The organism is Salmonella sp. 32010601201800023SM (assembly GCF_017572235.1).
Lineage (GTDB): Bacteria > Pseudomonadota > Gammaproteobacteria > Enterobacterales > Enterobacteriaceae > Salmonella > Salmonella enterica.
Genome location: NZ_JAGEQS010000001.1, coordinates 409,826 through 433,618, shown reverse-complemented (window position 1 = coordinate 433,618; position 23,793 = coordinate 409,826). Strand labels below are relative to the sequence as shown.

Below are 23,793 nucleotides of genomic sequence, written 5' to 3'. Positions count from 1 at the left end.
TTTGAACTCGCAAACGGCTAAGCGCAATAAGACAGTGTCGTCATGGACGCGCTACTATTTTAACGTACAAAAAATTATAGGCTATCTTTCTGAGGATTATCAGGATGTTTCGCTTTAGAAGATGTAAAAAACCGCCTGGCACAGACGGTGCATCAGGCGGTTGGTTAATAGCACAAGACGCTATCTACGAGGATCTTCAACCTCATTCTGGGTATCCGGGTCGAGAGGATCATCTCCCTCTGGTGTATCCGGAATATTTTCACCAGGAAGCGGCTCATCCTCTGGTAATGGATCGACTAAATCAGGACGTTCAGACATAAAGCCTCCAACGAACCATAGTTATTAAAGATACCCTACAGCACTACTTTTGGTTTTTCTTTGGATTTTTTCCTTCGTCTTCGGGTGTCTTATCAGGCTTCCTGGGCTGATCCTTTGAAACGCGCAACGGTTGGTTATTCATGGGGTAACTCCTCAGGATAGGCAGCGATATACTGCTTTGAAAGTATAGAGTCGCCGCCATACGTGCGCGAGCGCAGCGACAAGGCGCGTCAGGGAAGAATAGAAGGCAGTGATAACGCCAGGTGACGGAATTTGCACGCAATTCCTGGTTTCAGGGGCCGCCCGGCGTAAATTAAAGAATTGTAAACAATCAGCCGTTTTGCCGAAGACTTATTCTGCCCACGACGGTTTATTTAAAATATGATCCTGCCAGTCCCGTACTTCAGATTCTTTAACCGCGATATGACGGACAGAAATTCGCTCGCCATGCATAGCAGCTTTCGATCCAGTCAGCAGCGGATGCCACGTCGGCAAGGGCTTACCTTCCGCCAACAAACGGTAGGCGCAGGTCATCGGCAACCATTCAAAGTCTGGCAAGTTTTCGCGAGTGAGTTTGATACAGTCGGGTTCAAATTCAAAACGGCGCTCATAATGACGGCACTGGCACGTTTTAATATTTAATTGCCTGCACGCCACGTTGGTGAAGTAGATTTCATCTGTATCTTCATCCATCAGCTTATGCAGGCAGCATTGACCGCAGCCATCGCACAGCGACTCCCACTCGGCATCGGTCATTTCATCCAGGGTTTTACGTTGCCAGAAAGGTGTATCGCTCATTAAAGTATCCGCCATTGCACTAAAGCTGCACCTTATAACCAGTCTGGCCTGCAGATGCAAGTTTTACCGCCGCTGAAGGCGGCAAGCAGATTTTACAGAACGCGGGTAGACAACGTTTCGCCATTAAAACGAATGTCCAGCTCATCGCCGCTTAATAATGGCCCCACGCCTGCCGGCGTGCCGGTTAGCACCACGTCCCCGGCTTTGAGCGTAAAATAGCGGCTCATATAGGCGATAAGAGGCACAATAGGATGAATCATATCCGCGGTCGACCCTTGCTGGCGAACCTCGCCATTAACGTTAAGTCCGATAACCGTATTTTGCGGATCGCCGCAGAAGGCCGCGACAGGGATGAAGCCTGAAATCGGACATGCGTTATCAAAACCTTTGGCTTTTTCCCAGGGCTGTCCGGCCTTTTTCATTTTCCCTTGAATATCGCGCAGGGTTAAATCAAGCGCCACGCCATAACCGGCTATCGCTTTACGTACATGATCTTCGGTCGCCTGGCGGAGCGTTGCGCCAATCAGCACGGCAAGCTCAACTTCATGATGAACAGCGCCCATATCCGCCGGAATCGCCAGCGGCTGGCGAATATCACACAATGCGGTTTCCGGCTTGATAAAAAGCACGGGTTCTTCCGGCGTCGCGCTGCCCATCTCCTTGATGTGATTTGCGTAATTACTGCCCACGCAGACCACTTTACTTACCGGGTAATCAAGCAAGGCGCCTTGCCAGTTACGATGTTGATACATATTTTCCCCTAAGATCATGATGGAATTCAGGCGCGGCGCCGAATACCGTTTAACGGTCAGCGGGCGACGTATTTTGTCCCACCGAAGAAAGATGTTGTTTCAGCAAATCTTCCGGCGGCGGCGGCAATTGTAAATAATAGCCCTGCTCGCTTAACGCCTGTTTTACTTTTTCGAGCTCGGCATTGACTAATTTTTTACGTCCATCAAGCGGCAGCATCATCGCTAACTGCGGCTGACCGAATCCTTTCATCAACGCTTCAGGCACCCGCGAAAAATCGTCTTTTTTTTCGACATACAAATAGGTTTGATCGCGCTTGCTACTTCTATAGATCACACAAAACATACTTTTACTCTGAATTAACGGGATGGTGACTTGCCTCAATATAATACTGACTATAACATGCCTTCTGGACTTCGGAATATCACTCCGTATCGGAGATGATAAATAGCAAATTGAGTAAGGCCAGGATGTCAAACACGCCAATCGAGCTTAAAGGCAGTAGCTTCACCTTATCAGTGGTTCATTTGCATGAAGCGGAACCAGAGGTTATTCGTCAGGCGTTAGAAGACAAAATAGCGCAGGCTCCTGCGTTTTTAAAACACGCCCCTGTCGTTATTAACGTTAGCGGTCTTGAAAGCCCGGTAAACTGGCCGGAACTGCATAAGATCGTGACCTCAACCGGCTTACGCATTATCGGCGTGAGCGGCTGTAAAGACGCCAGCCTGAAAGTAGAAATCGATCGGATGGGTCTTCCTTTACTGACTGAAGGTAAAGAGAAAGCGGTTCGGCCTGCGCCCGTTGAGCCGGCAACGCCCAGCGAGCCGCCGCAAAACGCTAATCCCATCACAAAAACGCGATTAATTGATGTTCCGGTTCGTTCCGGTCAGCGCATTTATGCTCCACAATGTGATCTGATTGTTACAAGTCACGTCAGCGCTGGCGCAGAGCTTATCGCTGACGGCAATATCCATGTCTATGGCATGATGAGAGGTCGCGCGCTGGCAGGGGCGAGCGGCGATCGGGAAGCGCAAATTTTTTGTACCCATCTGACGGCAGAACTGGTCTCTATCGCAGGTGTTTACTGGCTGAGTGATAAAATCCCGGCAGAATTTTATGGCAAAGCGGCGCGCCTGCGTTTAGCAGACAACGCTTTGACAGTTCAACCGTTGAATTGATCCCTTTTTAACAAGGAATTTTTATGGCACGCATTATTGTTGTTACTTCGGGTAAAGGGGGCGTTGGCAAGACCACCTCCAGCGCGGCCATCGCTACAGGTTTGGCCCAGAAGGGAAAGAAAACTGTCGTCATTGATTTTGATATCGGACTGCGTAACCTCGATCTGATTATGGGGTGCGAACGTCGTGTCGTTTACGATTTTGTAAACGTCATTCAGGGCGATGCGACACTGAATCAGGCGCTGATCAAAGATAAGCGTACTGAAAATCTCTTCATTCTTCCGGCGTCGCAGACCCGGGATAAAGACGCGCTGACGCGTGAAGGCGTCGCTAAGGTACTGGACTCACTGAAAGCGATGGACTTTGAGTTCATTGTTTGCGACTCGCCGGCGGGTATCGAAACCGGGGCGCTGATGGCGCTCTATTTTGCCGATGAAGCGATCATCACGACTAACCCGGAAGTCTCTTCTGTCCGTGACTCGGACCGTATTCTGGGTATTCTGGCATCGAAATCTCGTCGCGCAGAAAATGGCGAAGAACCGATTAAAGAACATCTCCTGTTGACGCGCTACAATCCAGGCCGCGTCAATAAAGGCGACATGCTCAGCATGGAAGATGTACTGGAGATTCTGCGTATTAAACTCGTCGGTGTGATCCCGGAAGATCAATCCGTACTGCGCGCATCGAACCAGGGCGAACCGGTGATTCTTGACGCCACTGCGGATGCGGGTAAAGCCTATGCAGATACCGTAGATCGTCTGTTGGGAGAAGAACGTCCTTTCCGCTTCATTGAAGAAGAGAAGAAAGGTTTCCTCAAACGCCTGTTCGGAGGATAAATTATGGCATTACTGGATTTTTTTCTCTCGCGGAAAAAGAGTACCGCTAATATTGCAAAAGAGCGGTTGCAAATCATTGTCGCGGAACGTCGCCGTAGCGATGCCGAACCGCATTATTTACCGCAGTTACGTAAAGATATTCTTGAGGTCATTTGTAAATACGTACAAATCGATCCGGAAATGGTTACCGTCCAGCTTGAGCAAAAAGATGGTGATATCTCCATCCTTGAACTTAACGTAACGCTGCCGGAAGCCGAAGAGTCAAAATAAGCTCTTTTATGGGAAAATTCCTGGATTAAAAAAGGCAGAAGAATCTGCCTTTTTTATTTTTTTACATTATTCCGAATACGGACATTTATTTCACTGGCCGTTTTCCCGGCAATTACCGTCGTTAACGCGGATACTCCTGCAACAGAAGAGTTAACTTCTCCGCCATCAGTTCGGCGCGCCAGCCGGAAATCAATTCCGGTTGCCCATTTTGCGGTTTTAATTTCCAGTGCCAGTTAAGCAACTGATTAATCTGCCGACGCGATGCCAGTAGCTCGCCGCTGACGTGATGCGACGCGCTCACCTCCGCCACCAGCGCTTTGATGGCCTTAAACGCTTTGCGATAGCCCGGCATGTCCATCAGATTCAACAGGGGTTCCGGCAATGCCTCTTCCGGTAGCGCCTGTGCTTTCGCCACCAGCGATATCAACGTCTTGCCGTGAAAACGAATCTCGCTGCCGGAAAGCCCCAGGCTATCCAGCTCACCGAGACTGCCCGGCATATAACGCGCGACCGCCCACAGGTTTTCTTCACGCACAACAAAGTTCACCGCCATATCGCGCTCACGCGCCTTACGTAGCCGCCAGTCAGCTAAAAGTTGCAGACAGGCTAACTGGCGAGTACGCAGTTGCCAGGCATTGGTGATATCCCGCCATGCTTCTTCCGGCGCCTGAATCTCCTGACGACGCTGCTGCATCAACCGACATTCATCAAGCGCGGCAGGCAGCCATCCTGCGGCTTCAGTTTCAATCATCAGCTTTTTGGCGATCGGTAACAGATACCAGACATCCGCCGCCGCGTATTCACACTGACGCTCGCTTAAAGGCCGGGCTAACCAGTCGGTACGAGACTCGCTTTTATCCAGCGCCACGCCCGTATACTCTTCTACCATCGCCGCAAATCCCCACGACAGCGGACGCCCGCAAAACGCCGCCAGGATTTGCGTATCAATCAGGGGTTCCGGCAGTTCGCCAAACGCATTCAGAAATACTTCCAGATCTTCGCTACCCGCGTGCAGAAATTTGGTGATTCCCGTATCGCGCAACACCGCTTTTAACGGCGACCAGTCGCTGATGCCGAGCGGATCGATCAGGGCGACATTTGCCCCGTCAAATAACTGGATCAATCCTAACTGCGGGTAATAGGTGCGGGTACGGACAAATTCCGTATCTAAAGCAATAGCCGGACATGCGCGGACAGCCTCACACAGGCTCGCCAGCGCATCGTCCGTTTCAATCATTTGGTAATTCAAATCGTGTTCTCTTTGGTTCGCGCCAAAAAAAACGCCGGCTTAACCGGCGTCTCTCGTTAGCTGACTTAACGCTCAGGCTTTATTGTCTACTTTGCCACGGGCTTCGTCACGCAGTTCTCGTCGTAAAATTTTCCCAACGTTAGATTTTGGTAATTCCTCGCGAAACTCGACCTGTTTGGGCACCTTATATCCGGTCAGATGGCGACGGCAGAAGGTGATCAACGCATCGTCAGTCAATGCCGGATCTTTCTTAACCACAAAAAGCTTCACCGCTTCGCCGCTACTACCGGAAGGCACGCCAACCGCCGCGACTTCCTGCACGCCAGAATGCTGCATCACCACATCTTCAATTTCGTTTGGATAAACGTTGAAACCAGAAACCAGAATCATATCTTTCTTACGATCGACAATCCGCAGAAAGCCGTCTTCATCCATAACCGCAATATCGCCCGTATGCAGCCAGCCATCTTTAATGATTTCATCCGTCGCGTCAGGACGCTGCCAGTATCCCAGCATAACCTGCGGGCCTTTCACGCAAAGCTCTCCGGCCTCACCCGGCGCGACTTCGTTGTCATCGTCATCCACCAGTTTGGCTTCTGTTGACGGTACTGGCAGGCCGATACTGCCGCTGTGATAATCAATATCATGCGGGTTGACGCTCACCAGCGGGGAGCACTCGGTCAGCCCGTAGCCTTCCAGCAGGTATTGCCCGGTCAGCTTTACCCAACGTTCCGCAACGACGTTTTGCACCGGCATCCCGCCGCCGGCTGACAGATGCAGCGAAGAAAAATCCAGCTGTTGAAACTCTTTATTATTGAGCAGGGCGTTGAATAGCGTATTAACGCCAGTCATCGCCGTAAATGGATATTTCGCCAGCTCCTTGACCAGACCGGGGATATCACGCGGATTGGTAATCAGCAGGTTTTGCCCACCCAGCTCGATAAAAAGCAGACAGTTCATGGTTAAGGCAAAAATGTGATACAGCGGCAGCGCGGTCACTACCAGCTCTTTCCCCGGGTGCAGCAGCGGCCCATAGGTCGCTTTCACCTGCTCCAGATTCGCCAGCATATTGCGGTGGGTCAACATCGCGCCTTTCGCCACGCCCGTCGTACCGCCAGTATATTGCAGGAAAGCCAGATCTTCAGCGACAACCTCGGGTTTGACATACTGCATACGGTAGCCATGCTGTAGCGCGCTGCGAAACGAGATCGCATCTGGCAAGTGGTATTTTGGCACCAGACGCTTGATGTATTTCACGACAAAGTTAACAACCGTACCTTTGGCGGTAGAAAGCTGGTCGCCCATCCGCGTCAGAATAACGTGCTGTACCGACGTTTTCTCGACCACTTTTTCCAGCGTATGGGCAAAGTTAGAAACAATAATGATTGCCGCCGCGCCGCTATCGTTAAGCTGATGCTCAAGTTCGCGCGGCGTGTACAGCGGGTTAACGTTCACCACAATCATGCCAGCGCGTAAAATACCAAATAGCGCGACAGGATACTGCAACAGGTTTGGCATCATCAGCGCCACACGGTCGCCTTTTTTGAGTCCCAGCCCTTGTTGTAAATAAGCCGCAAATGCCCGACTACGTTCTTCTAATTTACGGAAGGTCATTACCTCCCCCATATTGACGAACGCAGGCTGATCGGCATAGCGCGTCGCCGCATGTTCAAACAGTTCAACCAGGGATTGATAACGGTCAGGGTTGATCTCCGCCGGAACATCAGCAGGATAACGGTTAAGCCAAACCTTCTTCAATGCATCACCTCTAAAATGAGTGTTCGTCGTCATCACAACCCCAGTTAATAAACAAGTCGTTAACATTATATTAACTCAGCGTACCAGTTTATTAATTACGCAACTGAAAGGTTGCGAAGCGCGTCACTATTTATTTTTATTATGTCTCTATGAATGCAGAAACAGCGGACCAGCCGCTGTTTCTTTTATTGATAAAACAAAGGGTTACTCTGTTACTATCGTCTGAACCTCTGCGGGTCCAGGGTTATACCATCCCCAACCGCCATAGCCATAAGGCCAGGCGCGTCCGCCGTAAAACCACGGATCGATCGGCTGTGGAGGCATGACGACCTGCTGAACAAGATGCCAGCGTTTATAGCCGGTAGCCTGCATCAGCATAAATTTATACGGCGTATTGCCGATTTTACCGTCAACCGTGCCGGTTATCGGGCCGACAACGGTAACTAACTGGCCACGGAAGTCCACCGGGTCCAGAAAACCGTTCACATCGGCAAAAATTCTGCCGCGCGAGGCTTCGCCCAGAACAGGGCGCGCGCCGCTGTCGAGCGGTACGGTCGCGATTTCAAGCCGGGTTTTTCCCTGCTGATTTTGTACCGCCACAACTTTGCCGCCAAAACGCGCCTCTTGCCCGATATAGAGCTGTGGCGCATTCATCACCCGCACCAAATCCTGCTGCGGCGTCGGACTCGAACCTTTAATGGCATCCGGGATAGTCACGCAACCGCTCAGCATAAGCGCAAAAGCGCACGCCAGCGCCCCTTTTATTAACCGTTTTTGAACCGCCATGATGCGACTCCTTTTTCTCGACCTCTATTCCACCCCACAGCATAAAGTATGGGGGGTAATAGTAGTGAGAGTCATTCTTTGCCGGGAAGTTTCTTCCACGCCACTTCGTTACGCAAATAAACCGGCTCGGCATGTTCCACGGCAACGGTCTCTCCTGCCGCCAGCTTTTGACTGGCGATGGGCAACATATCTTCCGCTGCCGGGAGCGACACCTCCCCATCATGAAGCGTCAGGCCGCACTCCTTCGCCAGATCGGGCCACGCGGACCAACCCGTTCCTACCGTCGCCCACTCGCCGGAAAGCTGTTTCAACCGCTCGCCGACTCGTTCCGGTTTCAGCACCGCTTCCGTCTCTTCGCCCTGCCAGACGCCCTGCGCATCACGCTGGTATTCCGCCCAGTACACTTCGCCCATCCGCGCATCAATCGCGGCGAGTACGCGGGTCGCGCCGGTTTTACGCCACGCGCCCTGCGCCATCGTGGCAAGCGTCGAAACACCGATCATCGGCAGATTTGCCCCTAACGCCAGCCCTTGCGCAATACCAATGCCGATACGCACGCCGGTAAAGCTGCCCGGGCCGCGCCCAAACGCCAGCGCATCTATCTCATTGAGCGAGACGCCGCTGGCGGCCAGAATCTCCTGCACCATGGGCAGGATACGTTGAGTGTGTTCTCGTGGACAAAGCTCAAAGTGAGCATTGATAGTACCGTTGTTCCACAGGGCGACAGAACAGGCCTCTGTGGCGGTATCGATAGCCAGAATTCGCATGAGGTTTCGTGCTTAGATCAATAAAATAGCGCGCATCTTACCATACTCCGTAACAAATTACTCGGCGGATGGAATCGCAAGAAAGCGAACGGCACGGGCGATATCACGCGTGCGCGGCGCAGGAGGCAGGCTGGCGAGAAACGTGGCGCCATAGGGCCGCATCACCAGCCGGTTATCACAAATCACTAACACCCCGCGATCGTCCGCATCGCGAATCAGCCGCCCCACCCCCTGCTTCAGTGTAATCACCGCGTCGGGCAGTTGAACCTCATCAAACGGATCGCCGCCGCGCAAACGACAGTCTTCCATTCGCGCTTTTAACAGCGGGTCGTCCGGGGAGGTAAACGGCAATTTGTCGATAATCACCAACGATAACGTATCGCCGCGCACGTCCACCCCTTCCCAGAAGCTGCTGGTGGCGACGAGCAGCGCGTTGCCGGCGCTAACAAATTGCTGTAACAGTTGGCCTTTACTGGTTTCCCCTTGCAACAATACCGGCAGCGTCATGGTGGCGCGAAACTGCTCCGCCAAATCGCGCATCATGGCGTGTGAGGTGCACAGCATAAAACATCGCCCGTTATTGGCTTCGATAATCGGCCTGAGCATAGCCGCCAACTGTCGCGCCGCGCCGGGCTGGTTGGTTTGCGGTAGGTTACGCGGTACGCAGAGTAACGCCTGGCGCGTATAGTCGAATGGGCTGGGCAGTAGCATGGATTCTGCCTGCTCAATTCCCAGACGGGCGGTAAAGTGGTGGAGATCATCATTTACCGACAACGTGGCCGAGGTAAAAATCCAGCTACCGGGCTTCTGTTCCATCACCTCTTTGAATTTATCCGCCACGGTGAGCGGCGTCAGCGCCAGGGTGAAATGGCGCGAGGTGCACTCATACCAGTAGCTGTATCCCGGCTGATTGATCTCTTTTAAGCGTTTCAGCCGTGAACGGTATAGCGTGGCGCGTTCAAAAGCCGCATCCAGCAGCGCCGAACGGCCCAGCGACAGCTTTGCCACGTCGTAACAAAGCTCCAGCGTATCATCCAGCAGTAAAAATGCCCGTTGGATACGCGAGTCGGCTAACAGTTCACGCAAATTTCCCCGGTAGCCGGGCTCCCCCAGTTGCAGACGAAAATCCTGGGCGCTCTGGGCAAGGCGATCGGCGCATTTTTGCAACTGTTGAGTGTCTTTCAGTTCCGTCCGGTAGGCGATGGTGATGTCTTTTGCTAAATCCAGCAACTGACGGCTGGAGAGCGATTGTCCGAAATACTGGCTGGCAATGTCAGGCAGTTGGTGGGCTTCATCGAAGATCATTACTTCAGCCTGAGGGATAAGTTCGCCAAACCCGCTCTCTTTAACCACCATATCCGCAAGAAATAGGTGGTGGTTTACAATCACCACATCCGCGTCCATCGCCTTTTTACGCGCTTTCACCACAAAGCACTCTTTGTAGAGCGGGCAATCGCTGCCAAGGCAGTTGTCGTTGGTACTGGTGACCAGCGGCCAGGCCTGGGAATCCTCCGCCACGCTGACGCAGGTGCTGATATCGCCATCCCGCGTTTGATTTGACCAGGAGCGCAGCAATATCACGTCGCTTAACGTTTGTACCGGTAAATCGCCGCCCGCCAGCGCTTGTTGTTCCAGACGCTCCAGGCAGAGGTAGTTTGAACGTCCTTTCAACAGGGCCGTCTTACCGGTAAACGCCAACGCTTTTGCTACCGTCGGCAGATCACGGCTGTAGAGTTGATCCTGCAACGCTTTCGACCCGGTCGAAATAATGACTTTTTTCCCGGCGCGCAACGCCGGAGCGAGGTAAGCATAGGTCTTCCCGGTTCCGGTGCCGGCTTCAACAACCAGAGGCTGCGCATTTTCAATCGCTTGTGTTACGGCAACCGCCATTTGTCGCTGTGGTTCGCGCGGTTTAAAACCGGTTATCGCTTTGGCCAGTTGGCCATCTGCTGCAAAATCGTCCGTCACACTGCCCCCTGTTAATTTGCACAGGGGATTATGTCAGGGTAGAAAGGCTTACGCCAGTTACAGAGGTGACGGCGGCGCCACATTGTGGCAGTCTTGAGCCATTCAAATGGAAAGCAAATGAGGAATAAGTAATGTCTATCGTGCGTATTGATGCCGAAGATCGTTGGTCGGACGTGGTGATCTACAATAATACGCTGTGGTATACCGGCGTGCCGGAAAACCTCGACGCCGACGCTTTTGAGCAAACGGCAAATACTCTGGCGCAAATTGATGCGGTGCTGGAAAAACAGGGCTCCAGTAAGTCACGTATTCTGGATGCCACTATTTTCCTGAGCGATAAAGCGGATTTTGCCGCCATGAATAAGGCGTGGGATGCGTGGGTCGTCGCAGGCCATGCGCCGGTACGCTGTACCGTACAGGCCGGGTTAATGAATCCGAAATATAAAGTTGAGATTAAGATTGTCGCGGCGGTATAAGCCGGTTATTCGTCTTCATCCTCAAAACGCGCCACTATCCGTTCGCCGGTATGGTTGGCGCGAAGTTCGCCCGCCACCTGGGCAATCGCTTCTCCGCTGCTCATACCTTGCGACATCAATTCCTGGATACGTTCTACGGCTTTTTGCTGTTGTTCATGACTGAGTGAAGGTAAACCTGCAAACATGATTAACTCCTGCTAAATTGTTAGCGCTAATTATTTCACGCTACCCGGCGGTAAGCCAGTAGTGTTGTAACGAGTCAGGAATGATGAAGACGTTATCTCCCACTGTTATCACCTTACCCTGGCGTCCGGACGCCGCTGAACACTATTTTGCGCCCGTAAACCATTTGCCATGGGCGATGCTGCTGCATTCAGGTGATGCTATTCATCCCTATAACCGTTTTGATATTCTGGTCGCCGATCCTGTCACCACGCTGACCACGCGCGCGCAGGAAACCACGGTATGTACTGCGCGCACGACTACCGTCACTTTCGACGATCCGTTACACGTTTTGCAGACTCAACTGGAGGCGCTGCCTTTTCATCCTCAGCCTGACCCTGACTTACCCTTTCAGGGCGGCGCGCTGGGTCTGTTTGGTTATGATTTAGGGCGGCGTTTCGAAATTCTGCCCGATACTGCCGCGCGCGATATCGCTTTACCCGATATGGCGATTGGCCTTTACGACTGGGCGCTGATTGTCGATCACCATAAACAGGTAGTGTCGCTGATAAGCTATCACGATGCAGACGCCCGATATCGCTGGCTCACCGGCCAGCGCGCGCCGACCCGAACGCCCTTCAGGCTTACCTCGGCCTGGCAATCCAATATGACGCGTTGCGAGTATGGCGAGAAGTTTCGTCAGGTGCAGGCCTGGCTGCACAGCGGGGACTGCTATCAGGTCAATCTTTCCCAGCGTTTTCAGGCGAGCTACGAGGGTGATGAATGGCAGGCTTTCGAACGCCTTAACCGCGCAAATCGCGCCCCGTTCAGCGCCTTTCTTCGTTTACATGACGGCGCCATATTGAGCCTTTCTCCCGAGCGTTTTATCCAACTGGAGAACGGTCATATTCAGACGCGCCCGATCAAAGGTACGCTTCCACGGCTTAACGATCCGCAGGCGGATCGTCAGCAGGCGCAGAAACTGGCTAATTCAATGAAAGATCGCGCTGAAAATTTGATGATTGTCGATTTGATGCGTAACGACATTGGCCGGGTCGCCGTACCAGGTTCGGTGAAAGTGCCGGAACTGTTCGTCGTCGAACCATTTCCTGCCGTTCACCATCTGGTTAGCACCATTACCGCCCGTTTACCGGACTCGCTTCATGCCACCGATCTGCTGCGCGCGGCTTTCCCCGGCGGCTCCATTACCGGCGCGCCTAAAGTGCGGGCGATGGAAATTATCGACGAACTGGAGCCGCAGCGACGCAACGCCTGGTGCGGTAGCATCGGTTATCTGAGTTTCTGCGGCAAGATGGATACCAGTATTACTATCCGCACCGTCACGGCAACGCAGGGCCAACTCTATTGCTCAGCCGGCGGCGGTATCGTGGCCGATAGCAACGAAGAAGCGGAATATCAGGAAACTTTTGATAAAGTTAATCGTATCCTGCACCCACTGGAGAACTAATACGTGGATACCAGCCGTCTGACGCTCGATCATTTCTTATCGCGCTTTCAGCTTTTGCGCCCGCAGATGACTCATGAAACGTTAAATCAACGTCAGGCCGCCGTACTGATCCCTGTGGTTCGCCGCCCCCAGCCGGGGCTGCTGTTGACCCAGCGGGCTATTCATTTGCGCAAACACGCCGGACAGGTCGCCTTTCCCGGCGGGGCCGTGGACAGTACCGATGCTTCGCTTATCGCCGCAGCGCTTCGCGAAGCGCAGGAGGAAGTCGCCATCCCGCCGCAAGCCGTGGAAGTGATTGGCGTTTTACCGCCGGTAGACAGCGTGACCGGTTTTCAGGTCACCCCGGTGGTCGGCATTATTCCGCCAAATCTCCCCTGGCGCGCCAGTGAAGATGAAGTGTCTGCGGTGTTTGAAATGCCGCTGGCGCAAGCGTTGCAACTGGGTCGATATCACCCGCTTGATGTTTACCGTCGCGGCAATTCGCACCGCGTATGGCTCTCCTGGTATGAGCATTATTTCGTCTGGGGCATGACCGCAAACATTCTTCGTGAGCTGGCGCTGCAAATTGGCGTAAAGCCCTGACTGTACACAACGCCATTCACATTGCCTCAAGGCGGTAACAATCGCCTCCCCCAAAGAGGCAGCCTGAAGGGCAACGTGTATATACTTAACTTTACGCGCGCAAGACACGACTTGAGATTACTGTCGCAATATTAGTAAAAACGCGGTTATTCATTAGTTTAATTCATGTGAATAGTTAAGCTGATGCCAGCGTTCCCTCTTACACTATGCGCAGTTATAACATCGTAACCGGAAGCCCCGGTTGCCCTGTCAGGAGTATTATCGTGATTAGCCTATTCGACATGTTTAAGGTAGGGATTGGTCCCTCCTCTTCCCACACTGTTGGCCCGATGAAGGCCGGTAAACAGTTCGTCGATGACCTGGTCGAAAAAGGATTACTGGATAACGTTACCCGCGTCGCTGTCGATGTCTACGGCTCGCTGTCGCTGACGGGGAAAGGTCACCATACCGATATCGCCATTATTATGGGTCTGGCGGGTAATGAACCCGCTACCGTGGATATTGATAGTATCCCCGGTTTTATTCGCGACGTCGAAACGCGCGGGCGTCTGTTACTGGCCCAGGGACGTCACGAAGTCGACTTCCCGAAAGATGACGGAATGCGTTTTCACAACGGCAATTTGCCGCTGCATGAAAACGGGATGCAGATCCACGCCTGGCATGACGACACGGTCATTTATAGCAAGACGTACTATTCCATCGGCGGCGGCTTTATCGTTGATGAAGCGCATTTCGGCCAGGAAGCGACGAATGAGGTTACTGTACCTTATCCGTTTAAATCGGCGAAAGAAATGCTGGAATATTGCAACAGCACCGGCCTTTCACTGTCCGGCATGGTGATGCAAAACGAACTGGCGCTGCATAGCAAGAAAGAGATTGAAGAGTATTTCGGTCACGTCTGGCAGACCATGCAGGCCTGTATTGATCGTGGTATGAATACCGAAGGCGTGCTGCCGGGGCCGCTGCGCGTACCGCGTCGCGCCTCTGCGCTGCGTCGTATGCTGGTTTCCAGCGATAAGCTTTCCAACGATCCGATGAACGTCATTGACTGGGTGAACATGTTTGCTCTGGCGGTGAACGAAGAGAACGCCGCAGGCGGCCGCGTCGTGACGGCGCCAACCAACGGCGCGTGCGGTATCGTTCCTGCGGTACTGGCTTACTACGACCATTTTATTGAGTCTGTCAGCCCGGATATTTACACCCGCTACTTCCTGGCGGCAGGCGCTATTGGCGCGCTGTATAAGATGAACGCGTCTATTTCCGGCGCGGAAGTCGGCTGTCAGGGCGAAGTCGGGGTCGCCTGTTCGATGGCGGCGGCAGGCCTTGCTGAACTGTTGGGCGCCAGCCCGGAACAGGTTTGCGTTGCCGCTGAAATCGGCATGGAGCATAACCTGGGGCTGACCTGCGACCCGGTTGCCGGTCAGGTGCAGGTGCCGTGTATCGAGCGTAACGCCATTGCTTCGGTTAAAGCGATTAACGCTGCGCGTATGGCCATGCGTCGAACCAGCGCGCCGCGCGTCTCGTTGGATAAAGTCATCGAAACGATGTACGAGACCGGAAAAGACATGAACGCCAAATACCGCGAAACGTCGCGCGGCGGGTTGGCTATTAAAGTCCAGTGTGATTAAACGCCATTTCCCCTCCCTTCGCCCATCTGCTACGGATGGGCGAAATTTTTATCTCTTCCTCGTCGACTCCACGTTTCCCCACTACACTTGCTGTGTCGCGGTTGGCTTTTGTCGCCAACGCTTATTGGGCGGCCCGCATGCAAACAGCACAACGGATCATCAATCATTATCGCCGTAATCGTTTCATTGTTTGCACGATTTGTGCACTGGTCACGCTCATTCTTACGCTGAGCATCCGATTTATTTCGGAGCGGAACTTAAATCACCATCGCACGGTTGCATTCGCGAATCATGCCGTTGATGCGCTGGATAATGTGCTGCATCCTCTCCTGGTCGGACGAAACATACTGCTCCCCTTGCTTGAGCTTCCGTGCGCGACCGCGCATCTGCCGTTGCGTAAGCAAGCCGCCCGTCTGCAAACCGTTCGTTCTATCGGGCTGGTGAAAGAGGGAATTCTCTATTGCTCAAGCATTTTTGGCGCCCGTAATACTCCCATACGCCAGCTTCAGCCCGATCTTCCCGCAGTCGGCGATCTGCTGCTACTTTCCACAGACCAATCGTTACTCAAGGGAAGCCCGATCCTCATTCAGTGGTATCCCGCCTCTGCCGATGGCCAGGATGGCGTGATGGAAATTGTGAATATTGACTTGCTGACGACTATGCTACTTGAGCCGCAGCAGCCGCAAATTACCAGCGCCAGCCTGACGGTCGGCAAACGGCACCTGTTATATGGTCGGGGCGTGGTCGATACTCTTCCGGAATTAAAAAAAGATGAAGAGCGTTACCAGCTTTCATCGCGACATTTCCCTTTTACTATCAGCGTCAGCGGGCCGTCGGCAGGCGTACTGGCGTTCAAACATCTCCCGACGCAGTTACCGCTGGCCGTATTGCTTAGCCTGTTGATCGGCTATATCGCCTGGCTGGCAACGGCCAGCAGAATGAGCTTTTCCTGGGAAATTAATCTGGCCCTTGCCGAACGGGAGTTTGAGCTATTTTGTCAGCCGTTGCTTAATGCCCGCACGCAGCAATGTACCGGCGTTGAGATCCTGTTACGCTGGAACAACCCGCGCCAGGGCTGGATCTCACCGGATGTTTTTATTCCTATCGCCGAGGAACATAACCTGATAGCGCCGCTGACCCGCTATGTGATTGCGGAAACCATTCGGCAACGGCACTATTTCCCCATCAACCATCAGTTTCATATCGGCATCAATGTGGCGGCAAGCCATTTCCGACACGGCGTGCTTCTCAAAGATCTTAATCAGTACTGGTTTAGTGCGGAACCTGTTCAGCAACTGGTGCTGGAACTCACGGAACGCGACGCGTTGCTTGACGTTGATTACCGCCTGATGCGCGAGCTGCATCGTAAAGGCGTCAAGTTAGCCATCGATGATTTTGGCACAGGAAACAGCTCGCTCTCCTGGCTGGAAAAACTGCGGCCGGATATTTTGAAAATCGATAAATCCTTCACCGCCGCCATCGGTACCGATGCGGTCAATTCAACGGTGACCGATATTATTATCGCGCTGGGGCAAAGACTGAATATTGAACTGGTTGCGGAAGGGGTCGAAAACCAGACGCAGGCACAGCATTTGCGCCAGCATGGCGTGCAAATGTTACAGGGCTATCTCTATGCGAAGCCGATGCCCATTAGCGAATTTCCACAGTGGCTGGCGGGCAGCGCGCCGCCGCCCGCCCGGCATAACGGACAGATTATGTCCGCGATGCCGCATCTATAGACTTGATTCCTGCGTGTGACGTTATTCCTCTTCGTCGTGGGCAGGCTGTTCTTTAACAATTCGAACCAGATCGACACGATAGTCGTTGGCCTCGACAATGGTGATCCGCAGGGGCGGAACATCAATGACATCGCCTACACGAGGAATATGGCCATTAGCGGCGATCACTAACCCCGCGACCGTCGCAATATCGCCCTCTTCGTTCACCAGATGATCAACTTCCAGCGCCTGCTGTAGCGCATGGAGATCGGTGCCGCCCTTCACTATCCAGCCCTCGGCATCGGCAACGATTTCCGGCGTTTCATCGGCATCCGGGAACTCACCGGCAATCGCTTCCAGCACATCCAGCGGCGTAACCAGCCCCTGCACCACGCCGAACTCGTTAGTGACGATAACGAAACTGCCGCGCGCGCGGCGCAAAACGCCTAACAGATTGATAGGATCAAGCGTTTCCGGCACCACTATCGCCGGGGAAGACGCGGCGATAGCCGCAACATCCGCGCCCTCTTCCAGCGCCACCAGCAACTCTTTCGCCCGCACGATACCGATAATTTCATCCAGCTCGCCCCGACATACCGGGAACAGGCTATGCGGAGAAGAGAGTAACTGCTGACGGATTTCAGCTACGCTGAGATTCGCATCCACCCAACTAATTTCGCCTCGCGGCGTCATAATGCCGCGCAGGGAGCGCGACGCCAGAGTCAGTACGCCGTTAATCATGTAGCGTTCTTCTTCGGCGAAGGCGCCTTCCGACACCGATATCGCGGCCGGGCTATCCGTCTCATGTTGCGTACTCGTCTGGCGTTTACCGCCCATCAGACGCAGGATAGCGTCCGCAGTACGCGCGCGCAGCGGCAACGTGGACTGATGACGAATAAAGTTGCGGCGCGCAATCTGGTTAAACACCTCGATAACGATCGAGAAACCAATTGCCGCGTACAGGTAGCCTTTCGGAATATGGAAACCAAACCCTTCCGCCACCAGGCTCAAGCCGATCATCAGCAGGAAACTCAGACAGAGCACCACCACCGTCGGATGCTGGTTGACAAAACGGGTCAGCGGTTTTGACGCCAGTAGCATCACCGCCATCGCAATCACCACCGCCGCCATCATAACCGGCAGATGGTTTACCATACCTACCGCCGTAATCACGGCGTCCAGCGAGAAGACCGCATCCAGGATGACAATCTGCGTGACTACCACCCAGAAGCTCGCATAGCCTTTACCGTGTCCGGTGTCATGCTCGCGGTTTTCCAGACGTTCATGCAGCTCGGTGGTCGCTTTAAACAGCAGGAATATACCGCCCAGCAGCATAATTAAATCGCGGCCGGAGAAGGTAAAATCCCAGACGGTAAAGAGCGGCTTTGTTAAGGTCACCAGCCACGAAATAATGGACAGCAGCGCCAGACGCATAATCAGCGCCAGCGAGAGCCCGATAAGACGCGCTTTGTCACGCTGCTTTGGCGGCAATTTATCGGCGAGGATCGCGATAAAGACCAGGTTATCGATACCCAGGACAATTTCCAGGACGACGAGCGTGAGTAAACCCACCCAAATTGAGGGATCCATTAATAATTCCATGACAAGCTCCTGCTTAAGGAATGACTAAACGGCGCCCACAACATCTCAAAGGATGCAGGCGGTAACGCAATAAACAAAGTAAGGCTATGGCAAGATATGCCAGATTGACAGGCGCAAAACGGCCAAAGAGTGAAATGACGTCGGTGACGATCCATACAACGGGCTGCTGCCCTATACCCCATTCTAATTAAACGGAAGCTAAACATAACAGAGACAACTGGTTTTTGGCAAAGATTTACCTTCCTTTGCAAAGAGATGTAACCGGGATATTTTACACTTCGAAATTTCTCATTATCGAAAACAAAATTACGGATCTCCATCACACAAAATATTTTTTTCGATATCTAAAATAATTCACGAAAATCATGCGTTTTTCGTTGTAACCCTCATCTGAATCGATTCGCTTGCGGACGGCGATTCAAAAAATACATCTGTCAAGTTGATGTGTTGACAATAATAAAGGAGGTAGCAAGTGACCATTGCTATTGTTATAGGCACACATGGTTGGGCTGCAGAGCAGTTACTTAAAACAGCCGAAATGCTGTTAGGCGAGCAGGAAAACGTCGGCTGGATCGATTTCGTTCCAGGCGAAAATGCCGAAACGCTGATCGAAAAGTACAACGCTCAGTTGGCTAAACTCGATACCAGTAAAGGCGTGCTATTTCTCGTTGATACATGGGGAGGCAGTCCGTTTAATGCTGCCAGCCGCATTGTCGTCGATAAAGAGCGCTATGAAGTTATTGCCGGCGTCAACATCCCGATGCTGGTCGAAACGTTTATGGCTCGTGACGACGATCCGAGCTTTGACGAGCTGGTCGCACTGGCGGTAGAAACCGGTCGTGAAGGCGTAAAAGCGCTGAAAGCGAAACCGGTAGAAAAAGCCGCGCCAGCGCCAGTCGCCGCCGCGCCAAAAGCGGCCGCACCGGCAAAACCGATGGGCCCGAATGATTATATGGTTATCGGGCTTGCCCGTATTGATGACCGCCTCATTCACGGTCAGGTCGCTACCCGCTGGACCAAAGAGACCAATGTCAGCCGTATTATTGTTGTGAGCGATGAAGTGGCGGCGGATACCGTTCGTAAAACGCTGCTGACACAAGTTGCGCCGCCGGGCGTTACGGCGCATGTGGTTGACGTCGCGAAGATGATTCGCGTCTACAATAACCCGAAATACGCCGGTGAACGCGTGATGCTTCTGTTTACCAATCCTACCGACGTCGAGCGCATCGTTGAGGGCGGCGTGAAAGTCACTTCCGTGAACATTGGCGGTATGGCCTATCGTCAAGGTAAAACGCAGGTGAACAACGCCGTTTCCGTCGATGAAAAGGATATCGAAGCCTTTAAAAAGCTCAACGAGCGCGGCATCGAGCTTGAGGTGCGTAAAGTTTCCACCGATCCGAAACTGAAAATGATGGATTTAATTGCCAAAGTGGCGAAATAACCGCCGGCATTTAATTAGCTTTCACACTTAAGATAGCAATAGGAGAAGTACAATGGAGATTACCACTCTTCAGATTGTGCTGGTGTTCATCGTCGCATGTATCGCGGGTATGGAGTCGGTACTTGATGAATTTCAGTTCCACCGTCCGCTGATCGCCTGTACCTTAATCGGCGCCGTTTTGGGGGACATGAAAACCGGTATTATCATCGGCGGTACTCTGGAAATGATCGCTCTGGGCTGGATGAACATCGGTGCTGCCGTTGCGCCTGATGCCGCACTGGCGTCCATCATCTCTACCGTTCTGGTCATCGCCGGGCATCAAAGCATTGGCGCCGGTATCGCGCTGGCGATTCCGCTGGCGGCGGCAGGCCAGGTACTGACCATTATCGTTCGTACCATCACCGTGGCATTCCAGCACGCGGCGGACAAGGCGGCTGAAAACGGCAACCTGACGGCGCTCTCCTGGCTGCACGTTTCTTCTCTGTTCCTGCAGGCAATGCGTATCGCTATCCCGGCGGTTATCGTTGCCATCTCCGTAGGCACCAGCGAAGTACAGGGAATGCTGAATGCGATTCCTGAAGTCGTCACAGGCGGTCTGAACATCGCCGGCGGCATGATCGTCGTGGTTGGTTATGCGATGGTTATCAATATGATGCGCGCAGGCTACCTGATGCCGTTCTTCTACCTCGGTTTCGTCACCGCGGCTTTCACAAACTTCAACCTGGTCGCACTGGGTGTCATCGGCGCAGTGATGGCTATTCTTTACATCCAGCTGAGCCCGAAATACAACCGTGTAGCGGGCGCGCCTGCAGCGGCTGCTGGCAATAACGATCTCGACAACGAACTGGACTAACAGGTGAGCGAAATGGTTGATATGACTAAAACTACCACCGAGAAAAAACTCACTCCGAGCGATATTCGCGGCGTATTTCTTCGTTCTAACCTGTTCCAGGGGTCATGGAACTTCGAACGTATGCAAGCGCTGGGCTTCTGCTTCTCTATGGTGCCGGCGATTCGTCGCCTGTATCCGGAGAATAATGACGCGCGTAAACAGGCGATTAAACGTCACCTGGAGTTCTTTAACACCCATCCTTACGTTGCGGCGCCGGTACTGGGCGTAACGCTGGCAATGGAAGAAAAGCGTGCGAATGGCGCAGAGATTGACGATGGCGCTATCAACGGTATCAAAGTCGGTCTGATGGGACCGCTGGCAGGCGTCGGCGACCCTATCTTCTGGGGTACCGTCCGTCCAGTATTCGCGGCGCTGGGCGCAGGTATTGCAATGAGCGGCAGCCTGCTTGGTCCGCTGCTGTTTTTCATCCTGTTTAACCTGGTGCGTCTGGCGACCCGTTATTATGGCGTGGCTTATGGCTACCGCAAAGGCGTCGATATCGTTAAAGATATGGGCGGCGGCTTCCTGCAAAAACTGACTGAGGGGGCGTCAATCCTCGGCCTGTTTGTCATGGGGGCATTGGTTAACAAGTGGACGCACGTGAATATCCCGCTGGTGGTCTCCACCATCACCGGTCAGGATGGTCAGACCCGCGTTACCACCGTGCAAACCATTCTCGACCAGCTGATGCCGGGTCTGGTTCCGCTACTGTTGACCTTTGCCTGTATGTGGCTGCTGCGTAAGAAAGTTAACCCGCTGTGGATTATCGTGGGCTTCTTCGTCATTGGTATCGCCGGCTACTCCGTAGGACTACTGGGCCAGTAAGGCTGTTGTACACTACCGGGGCCAAACGGCCCCGTTTTTTATTTCTCTGGAGGATAAATGACTATCACGGACCTGGTGCTGATTCTCTTTATTGCCGCATTATTGGCTTACGCTCTCTACGATCAGTTCATCATGCCCCGTCGCAATGGCCCCACTCTGCTTTCTATAGCCCTGCTCCGCCGCGGTCGCGTAGACAGCGTTATCTTCGTTGGGCTGGTCGCCATCCTTATTTATAACAACGTAACCAGTCACGGAGCGCAGATGACCACATGGTTATTAAGCGCGCTGGCGTTAATGGGGTTTTATATATTCTGGATCCGCACGCCACGGATCATCTTTAAACAACGTGGCTTTTTCTTCGCCAATGTCTGGATAGAATATAACCGTATTAAAGAGATGAATTTATCGGAAGACGGCGTACTGGTGATGCAATTAGAACAACGACGCTTGCTTATCCGTGTACGCAATATCGACGATCTGGAAAAAATATATAAACTTCTTATTGAAAATCAATAATCTAAGATATAGCCTCAACTATGTTTTTCGAATTTTATTTCGAATCATAATATAGCTAAGGCTATATTTTCTATTGACCAATTGTTATTTAATTTAACGTTTTATTGATGAATAAATCTAAATGAAAATCGTTTTCAATTAGAAAGCAAATAATATTTTATCGCTGTTGTTTTATATTCTAAAAATATGTTAATGTTGCGCCGTCAATTGGGGAGTAGCCGATTTCCAGACTCCGGAAATGTACGCGTCAACATACTCGTTGCAAAACGTGGCGCGTACGGACCAGCCGCCGCTGGTCAGGCGAGACCATAGGCGCATCAACTGCTGTGTATTTCGTCACAGAATGGCGACATGCATGTTTGCTGGGGGCAGTGATGTGTTTAATGGATACCCCGGTCAGGACGTTGTCATGCACTTTACTGCTACTGTTCTTCTCGCTTTCGGCATGTCGATGGATGCTTTCGCGGCATCAATTGGCAAAGGCGCCACCCTACATAAACCCAAATTCTCAGAAGCGTTGCGTACCGGCCTTATCTTTGGCGCGGTTGAAACGCTGACCCCGTTAATCGGCTGGGGGCTGGGGATATTGGCGAGTAAATTCGTTCTGGAATGGAACCACTGGATAGCCTTTGTTCTGCTGATCTTTCTGGGCGGACGCATGATCATCGAAGGTATCCGCGGCGGTAGTGATGAAGATGAAACACCGTTACGTCGCCACAGCTTTTGGCTATTAGTCACGACGGCTATCGCGACCAGCCTCGATGCGATGGCGGTTGGCGTCGGTCTGGCGTTTTTGCAGGTAAACATCATCGCTACCGCATTAGCTATCGGTTGCGCCACGCTTATCATGTCCACCCTCGGAATGATGATCGGTCGCTTTATCGGCCCAATGCTGGGTAAGCGTGCTGAAATTCTCGGCGGGGTCGTACTGATAGGAATTGGCGTCCAGATCCTCTGGACGCATTTTCACGGTTAACGGTTACGCTGCCAGAGATGAAGGTTGAAATCCGTCTGGCAGCTAAGTCCGGCGCTGGCAGCCAGTTGTTCCCACACTTCTGGTCTGGCGCGCCAGGCAAATGGCGTCATTTGCAACAGTGCTACAGCCGCTTCGGCGGTGAGCTGCATGTGATAAGCAAGGCGGGTACTCTGCTGCAATGTGAATCCGTCGAGCTGCTCGGTATACGGCGCATGTAAACGCACCTCATCATAAATAAGCCCTTTTAGTTCCATCAGATGATGCGGCCCCGGCGTCGCGGTAACGACCCAACTACCAGGTTTCACCACGCGCGCTAATTCCTGCGCCTTACACGGGGCGTAGATTCTGATCACCGCATCCATTGACGCATCGGCAAAGGGCAGTCGATGGCTTGACGCCACACAAAACTTCACCTGCGAATAGCGCTTCGCCGCCGCTTTGATCGCCGTTTTAGCAACGTCCAGTCCAAACGTGGTGACTCCCGGCAACGCCTCGGCAAAAGCATGAGTGTAATACCCCTCGCCGCAGCCGATATCCAGAATCGCCGTGGCCGACTGATCCAGCCGCTCGCGCAACAGGTTAATCACGGCATCGCGCAGCGGCTGATAATGGCCTGCATCAAGAAACGCTCTCCTCGCCTGCATCATTTCGGCGCTGTCGCCCGGATCGCGCGAACGTTTATGCTGTACCGGCAGCAGATTGATGTAGCCCTCTTTCGCCACATCAAACTGATGGCGCTGTGGACATATAACGCTGTTATTAATCTGCGTAAGCGGCTGATGGCAAAGCGGACAGGTAAACGACATGACAACTCCGGACTGGGGCGCTA

At 52.9% G+C, this 23,793-nt stretch carries 25 protein-coding genes and 1 riboswitch; of the genes, 13 read left to right on the top strand and 12 right to left on the bottom strand.

Annotated elements, in window-relative coordinates:
* Positions 1-180: 180 nt before the first annotated feature.
* The 4 genes from J4617_RS02255 to J4617_RS02240 form a co-directional block, all read right to left on the bottom strand.
* Positions 181-318: a hypothetical protein gene (locus J4617_RS02255; RefSeq protein WP_001519337.1), complete on the bottom strand. Its 138-nt coding sequence runs from the start codon at positions 316-318 to the stop codon at positions 181-183.
* 351 nt (positions 319-669) lie between these two features.
* Entirely contained in the window at positions 670-1,116 is a 447-nt protein-coding gene (locus J4617_RS02250; RefSeq protein WP_001285703.1) for a YcgN family cysteine cluster protein, read from the bottom strand.
* Between the two features lie 92 nt (positions 1,117-1,208).
* Complete coding sequence (locus J4617_RS02245; RefSeq protein ID WP_001519895.1) at positions 1,209-1,868, bottom strand: fumarylacetoacetate hydrolase family protein; 660 nt, start codon at positions 1,866-1,868, stop codon at positions 1,209-1,211.
* Between the two features lie 49 nt (positions 1,869-1,917).
* The gene (locus tag J4617_RS02240; protein ID WP_001525604.1) at positions 1,918-2,211 is read right to left on the bottom strand and encodes a YcgL domain-containing protein; all 294 of its coding nucleotides are present in this window, start codon (positions 2,209-2,211) and stop codon (positions 1,918-1,920) included.
* A 125-nt stretch (positions 2,212-2,336) separates the two neighbouring features.
* Between J4617_RS02240 and minC the strand changes: the two genes are divergently transcribed.
* The 3 genes from minC to minE are packed head-to-tail and all read left to right on the top strand — an operon-like array spanning position 2,337 to position 4,150.
* Positions 2,337-3,044, top strand: a complete 708-nt coding sequence (gene minC / locus J4617_RS02235) for a septum site-determining protein MinC (protein WP_000072527.1) — start codon at positions 2,337-2,339, stop codon at positions 3,042-3,044.
* A 23-nt stretch (positions 3,045-3,067) separates the two neighbouring features.
* Positions 3,068-3,880, top strand: a complete 813-nt coding sequence (gene minD / locus J4617_RS02230; protein ID WP_000101047.1) for a septum site-determining protein MinD — start codon at positions 3,068-3,070, stop codon at positions 3,878-3,880.
* A 3-nt stretch (positions 3,881-3,883) separates the two neighbouring features.
* Positions 3,884-4,150, top strand: a complete 267-nt coding sequence (gene minE, locus J4617_RS02225) for a cell division topological specificity factor MinE (protein WP_001185666.1) — start codon at positions 3,884-3,886, stop codon at positions 4,148-4,150.
* A 121-nt stretch (positions 4,151-4,271) separates the two neighbouring features.
* On the opposite strand, the gene rnd is transcribed toward minE, so the two are convergent.
* From rnd to J4617_RS02200, 5 genes are all read right to left on the bottom strand, one after another.
* A complete protein-coding gene (rnd, locus tag J4617_RS02220; RefSeq protein WP_001109124.1) occupies positions 4,272-5,399 on the bottom strand; it encodes a ribonuclease D in 1,128 nt (375 codons plus the stop codon).
* A gap of 72 nt (positions 5,400-5,471) precedes the next feature.
* On the bottom strand, positions 5,472-7,157 hold the full coding sequence (gene fadD / locus J4617_RS02215) for a long-chain-fatty-acid--CoA ligase FadD (RefSeq protein WP_023198598.1): 1,686 nt from the start codon (positions 7,155-7,157) through the stop codon (positions 5,472-5,474).
* 204 nt (positions 7,158-7,361) lie between these two features.
* Positions 7,362-7,943, bottom strand: coding sequence for a Slp family lipoprotein (locus J4617_RS02210; protein ID WP_000290594.1), 582 nt, complete (start codon positions 7,941-7,943; stop codon positions 7,362-7,364).
* 71 nt (positions 7,944-8,014) lie between these two features.
* Complete coding sequence (gene tsaB / locus J4617_RS02205) at positions 8,015-8,710, bottom strand: tRNA (adenosine(37)-N6)-threonylcarbamoyltransferase complex dimerization subunit type 1 TsaB (RefSeq protein WP_001221017.1); 696 nt, start codon at positions 8,708-8,710, stop codon at positions 8,015-8,017.
* A gap of 57 nt (positions 8,711-8,767) precedes the next feature.
* A complete protein-coding gene (locus tag J4617_RS02200) occupies positions 8,768-10,678 on the bottom strand; it encodes an ATP-dependent DNA helicase (RefSeq protein ID WP_000128807.1) in 1,911 nt (636 codons plus the stop codon).
* Between the two features lie 131 nt (positions 10,679-10,809).
* Between J4617_RS02200 and J4617_RS02195 the strand changes: the two genes are divergently transcribed.
* Entirely contained in the window at positions 10,810-11,154 is a 345-nt protein-coding gene (locus J4617_RS02195; protein ID WP_000029550.1) for a RidA family protein, read from the top strand.
* A gap of 5 nt (positions 11,155-11,159) precedes the next feature.
* Here the strand turns inward: J4617_RS02195 and J4617_RS02190 are convergent, their stop codons facing one another.
* Positions 11,160-11,339 (bottom strand): YoaH family protein, encoded by a 180-nt coding sequence (locus J4617_RS02190; protein ID WP_000457328.1) that lies wholly within the window; start codon positions 11,337-11,339, stop codon positions 11,160-11,162.
* Positions 11,340-11,419: 80 nt separating this feature from the next.
* On the opposite strand from J4617_RS02190, the gene pabB reads away from it, so the two are divergent.
* From pabB to J4617_RS02170, 4 genes are all read left to right on the top strand, one after another.
* A complete protein-coding gene (gene pabB, locus J4617_RS02185) occupies positions 11,420-12,784 on the top strand; it encodes an aminodeoxychorismate synthase component 1 (protein ID WP_017465647.1) in 1,365 nt (454 codons plus the stop codon).
* A gap of 3 nt (positions 12,785-12,787) precedes the next feature.
* On the top strand, positions 12,788-13,366 hold the full coding sequence (locus tag J4617_RS02180) for a CoA pyrophosphatase (protein WP_000381544.1): 579 nt from the start codon (positions 12,788-12,790) through the stop codon (positions 13,364-13,366).
* Positions 13,367-13,629: 263 nt separating this feature from the next.
* On the top strand, positions 13,630-14,994 hold the full coding sequence (sdaA, locus tag J4617_RS02175; RefSeq protein ID WP_001529324.1) for an L-serine ammonia-lyase: 1,365 nt from the start codon (positions 13,630-13,632) through the stop codon (positions 14,992-14,994).
* 137 nt (positions 14,995-15,131) lie between these two features.
* A complete protein-coding gene (locus J4617_RS02170; RefSeq protein ID WP_017465646.1) occupies positions 15,132-16,733 on the top strand; it encodes a cyclic diguanylate phosphodiesterase in 1,602 nt (533 codons plus the stop codon).
* Positions 16,734-16,754: 21 nt separating this feature from the next.
* On the opposite strand, the gene yoaE is transcribed toward J4617_RS02170, so the two are convergent.
* Positions 16,755-18,314, bottom strand: a complete 1,560-nt coding sequence (gene yoaE / locus J4617_RS02165; RefSeq protein ID WP_000421820.1) for a CNNM family cation transport protein YoaE — start codon at positions 18,312-18,314, stop codon at positions 16,755-16,757.
* A gap of 472 nt (positions 18,315-18,786) precedes the next feature.
* Between yoaE and manX the strand changes: the two genes are divergently transcribed.
* From manX to mntP, 5 genes are all read left to right on the top strand, one after another.
* Positions 18,787-19,755, top strand: a complete 969-nt coding sequence (gene manX / locus J4617_RS02160) for a PTS mannose transporter subunit IIAB (protein WP_000150521.1) — start codon at positions 18,787-18,789, stop codon at positions 19,753-19,755.
* Positions 19,756-19,807: 52 nt separating this feature from the next.
* Positions 19,808-20,608, top strand: a complete 801-nt coding sequence (gene manY / locus J4617_RS02155; RefSeq protein WP_000406918.1) for a PTS mannose transporter subunit IIC — start codon at positions 19,808-19,810, stop codon at positions 20,606-20,608.
* Between the two features lie 12 nt (positions 20,609-20,620).
* Positions 20,621-21,472 (top strand): PTS mannose transporter subunit IID, encoded by an 852-nt coding sequence (locus J4617_RS02150; protein ID WP_001518647.1) that lies wholly within the window; start codon positions 20,621-20,623, stop codon positions 21,470-21,472.
* A gap of 57 nt (positions 21,473-21,529) precedes the next feature.
* Positions 21,530-21,988, top strand: coding sequence for a DUF986 family protein (locus J4617_RS02145; RefSeq protein WP_000156280.1), 459 nt, complete (start codon positions 21,530-21,532; stop codon positions 21,986-21,988).
* 196 nt (positions 21,989-22,184) lie between these two features.
* A riboswitch (yybP-ykoY riboswitch) is annotated at positions 22,185-22,286 on the top strand.
* Between the two features lie 111 nt (positions 22,287-22,397).
* Positions 22,398-22,964, top strand: a complete 567-nt coding sequence (mntP, locus tag J4617_RS02140) for a manganese efflux pump MntP (RefSeq protein ID WP_001518359.1) — start codon at positions 22,398-22,400, stop codon at positions 22,962-22,964.
* On the opposite strand, the gene rlmA is transcribed toward mntP, so the two are convergent.
* Positions 22,961-23,770: a 23S rRNA (guanine(745)-N(1))-methyltransferase gene (gene rlmA, locus J4617_RS02135; RefSeq protein ID WP_017465645.1), complete on the bottom strand. Its 810-nt coding sequence runs from the start codon at positions 23,768-23,770 to the stop codon at positions 22,961-22,963. The two genes, mntP and rlmA, sit on opposite strands and share 4 nt — an antisense overlap.
* Positions 23,771-23,793: the final 23 nt, after the last annotated feature.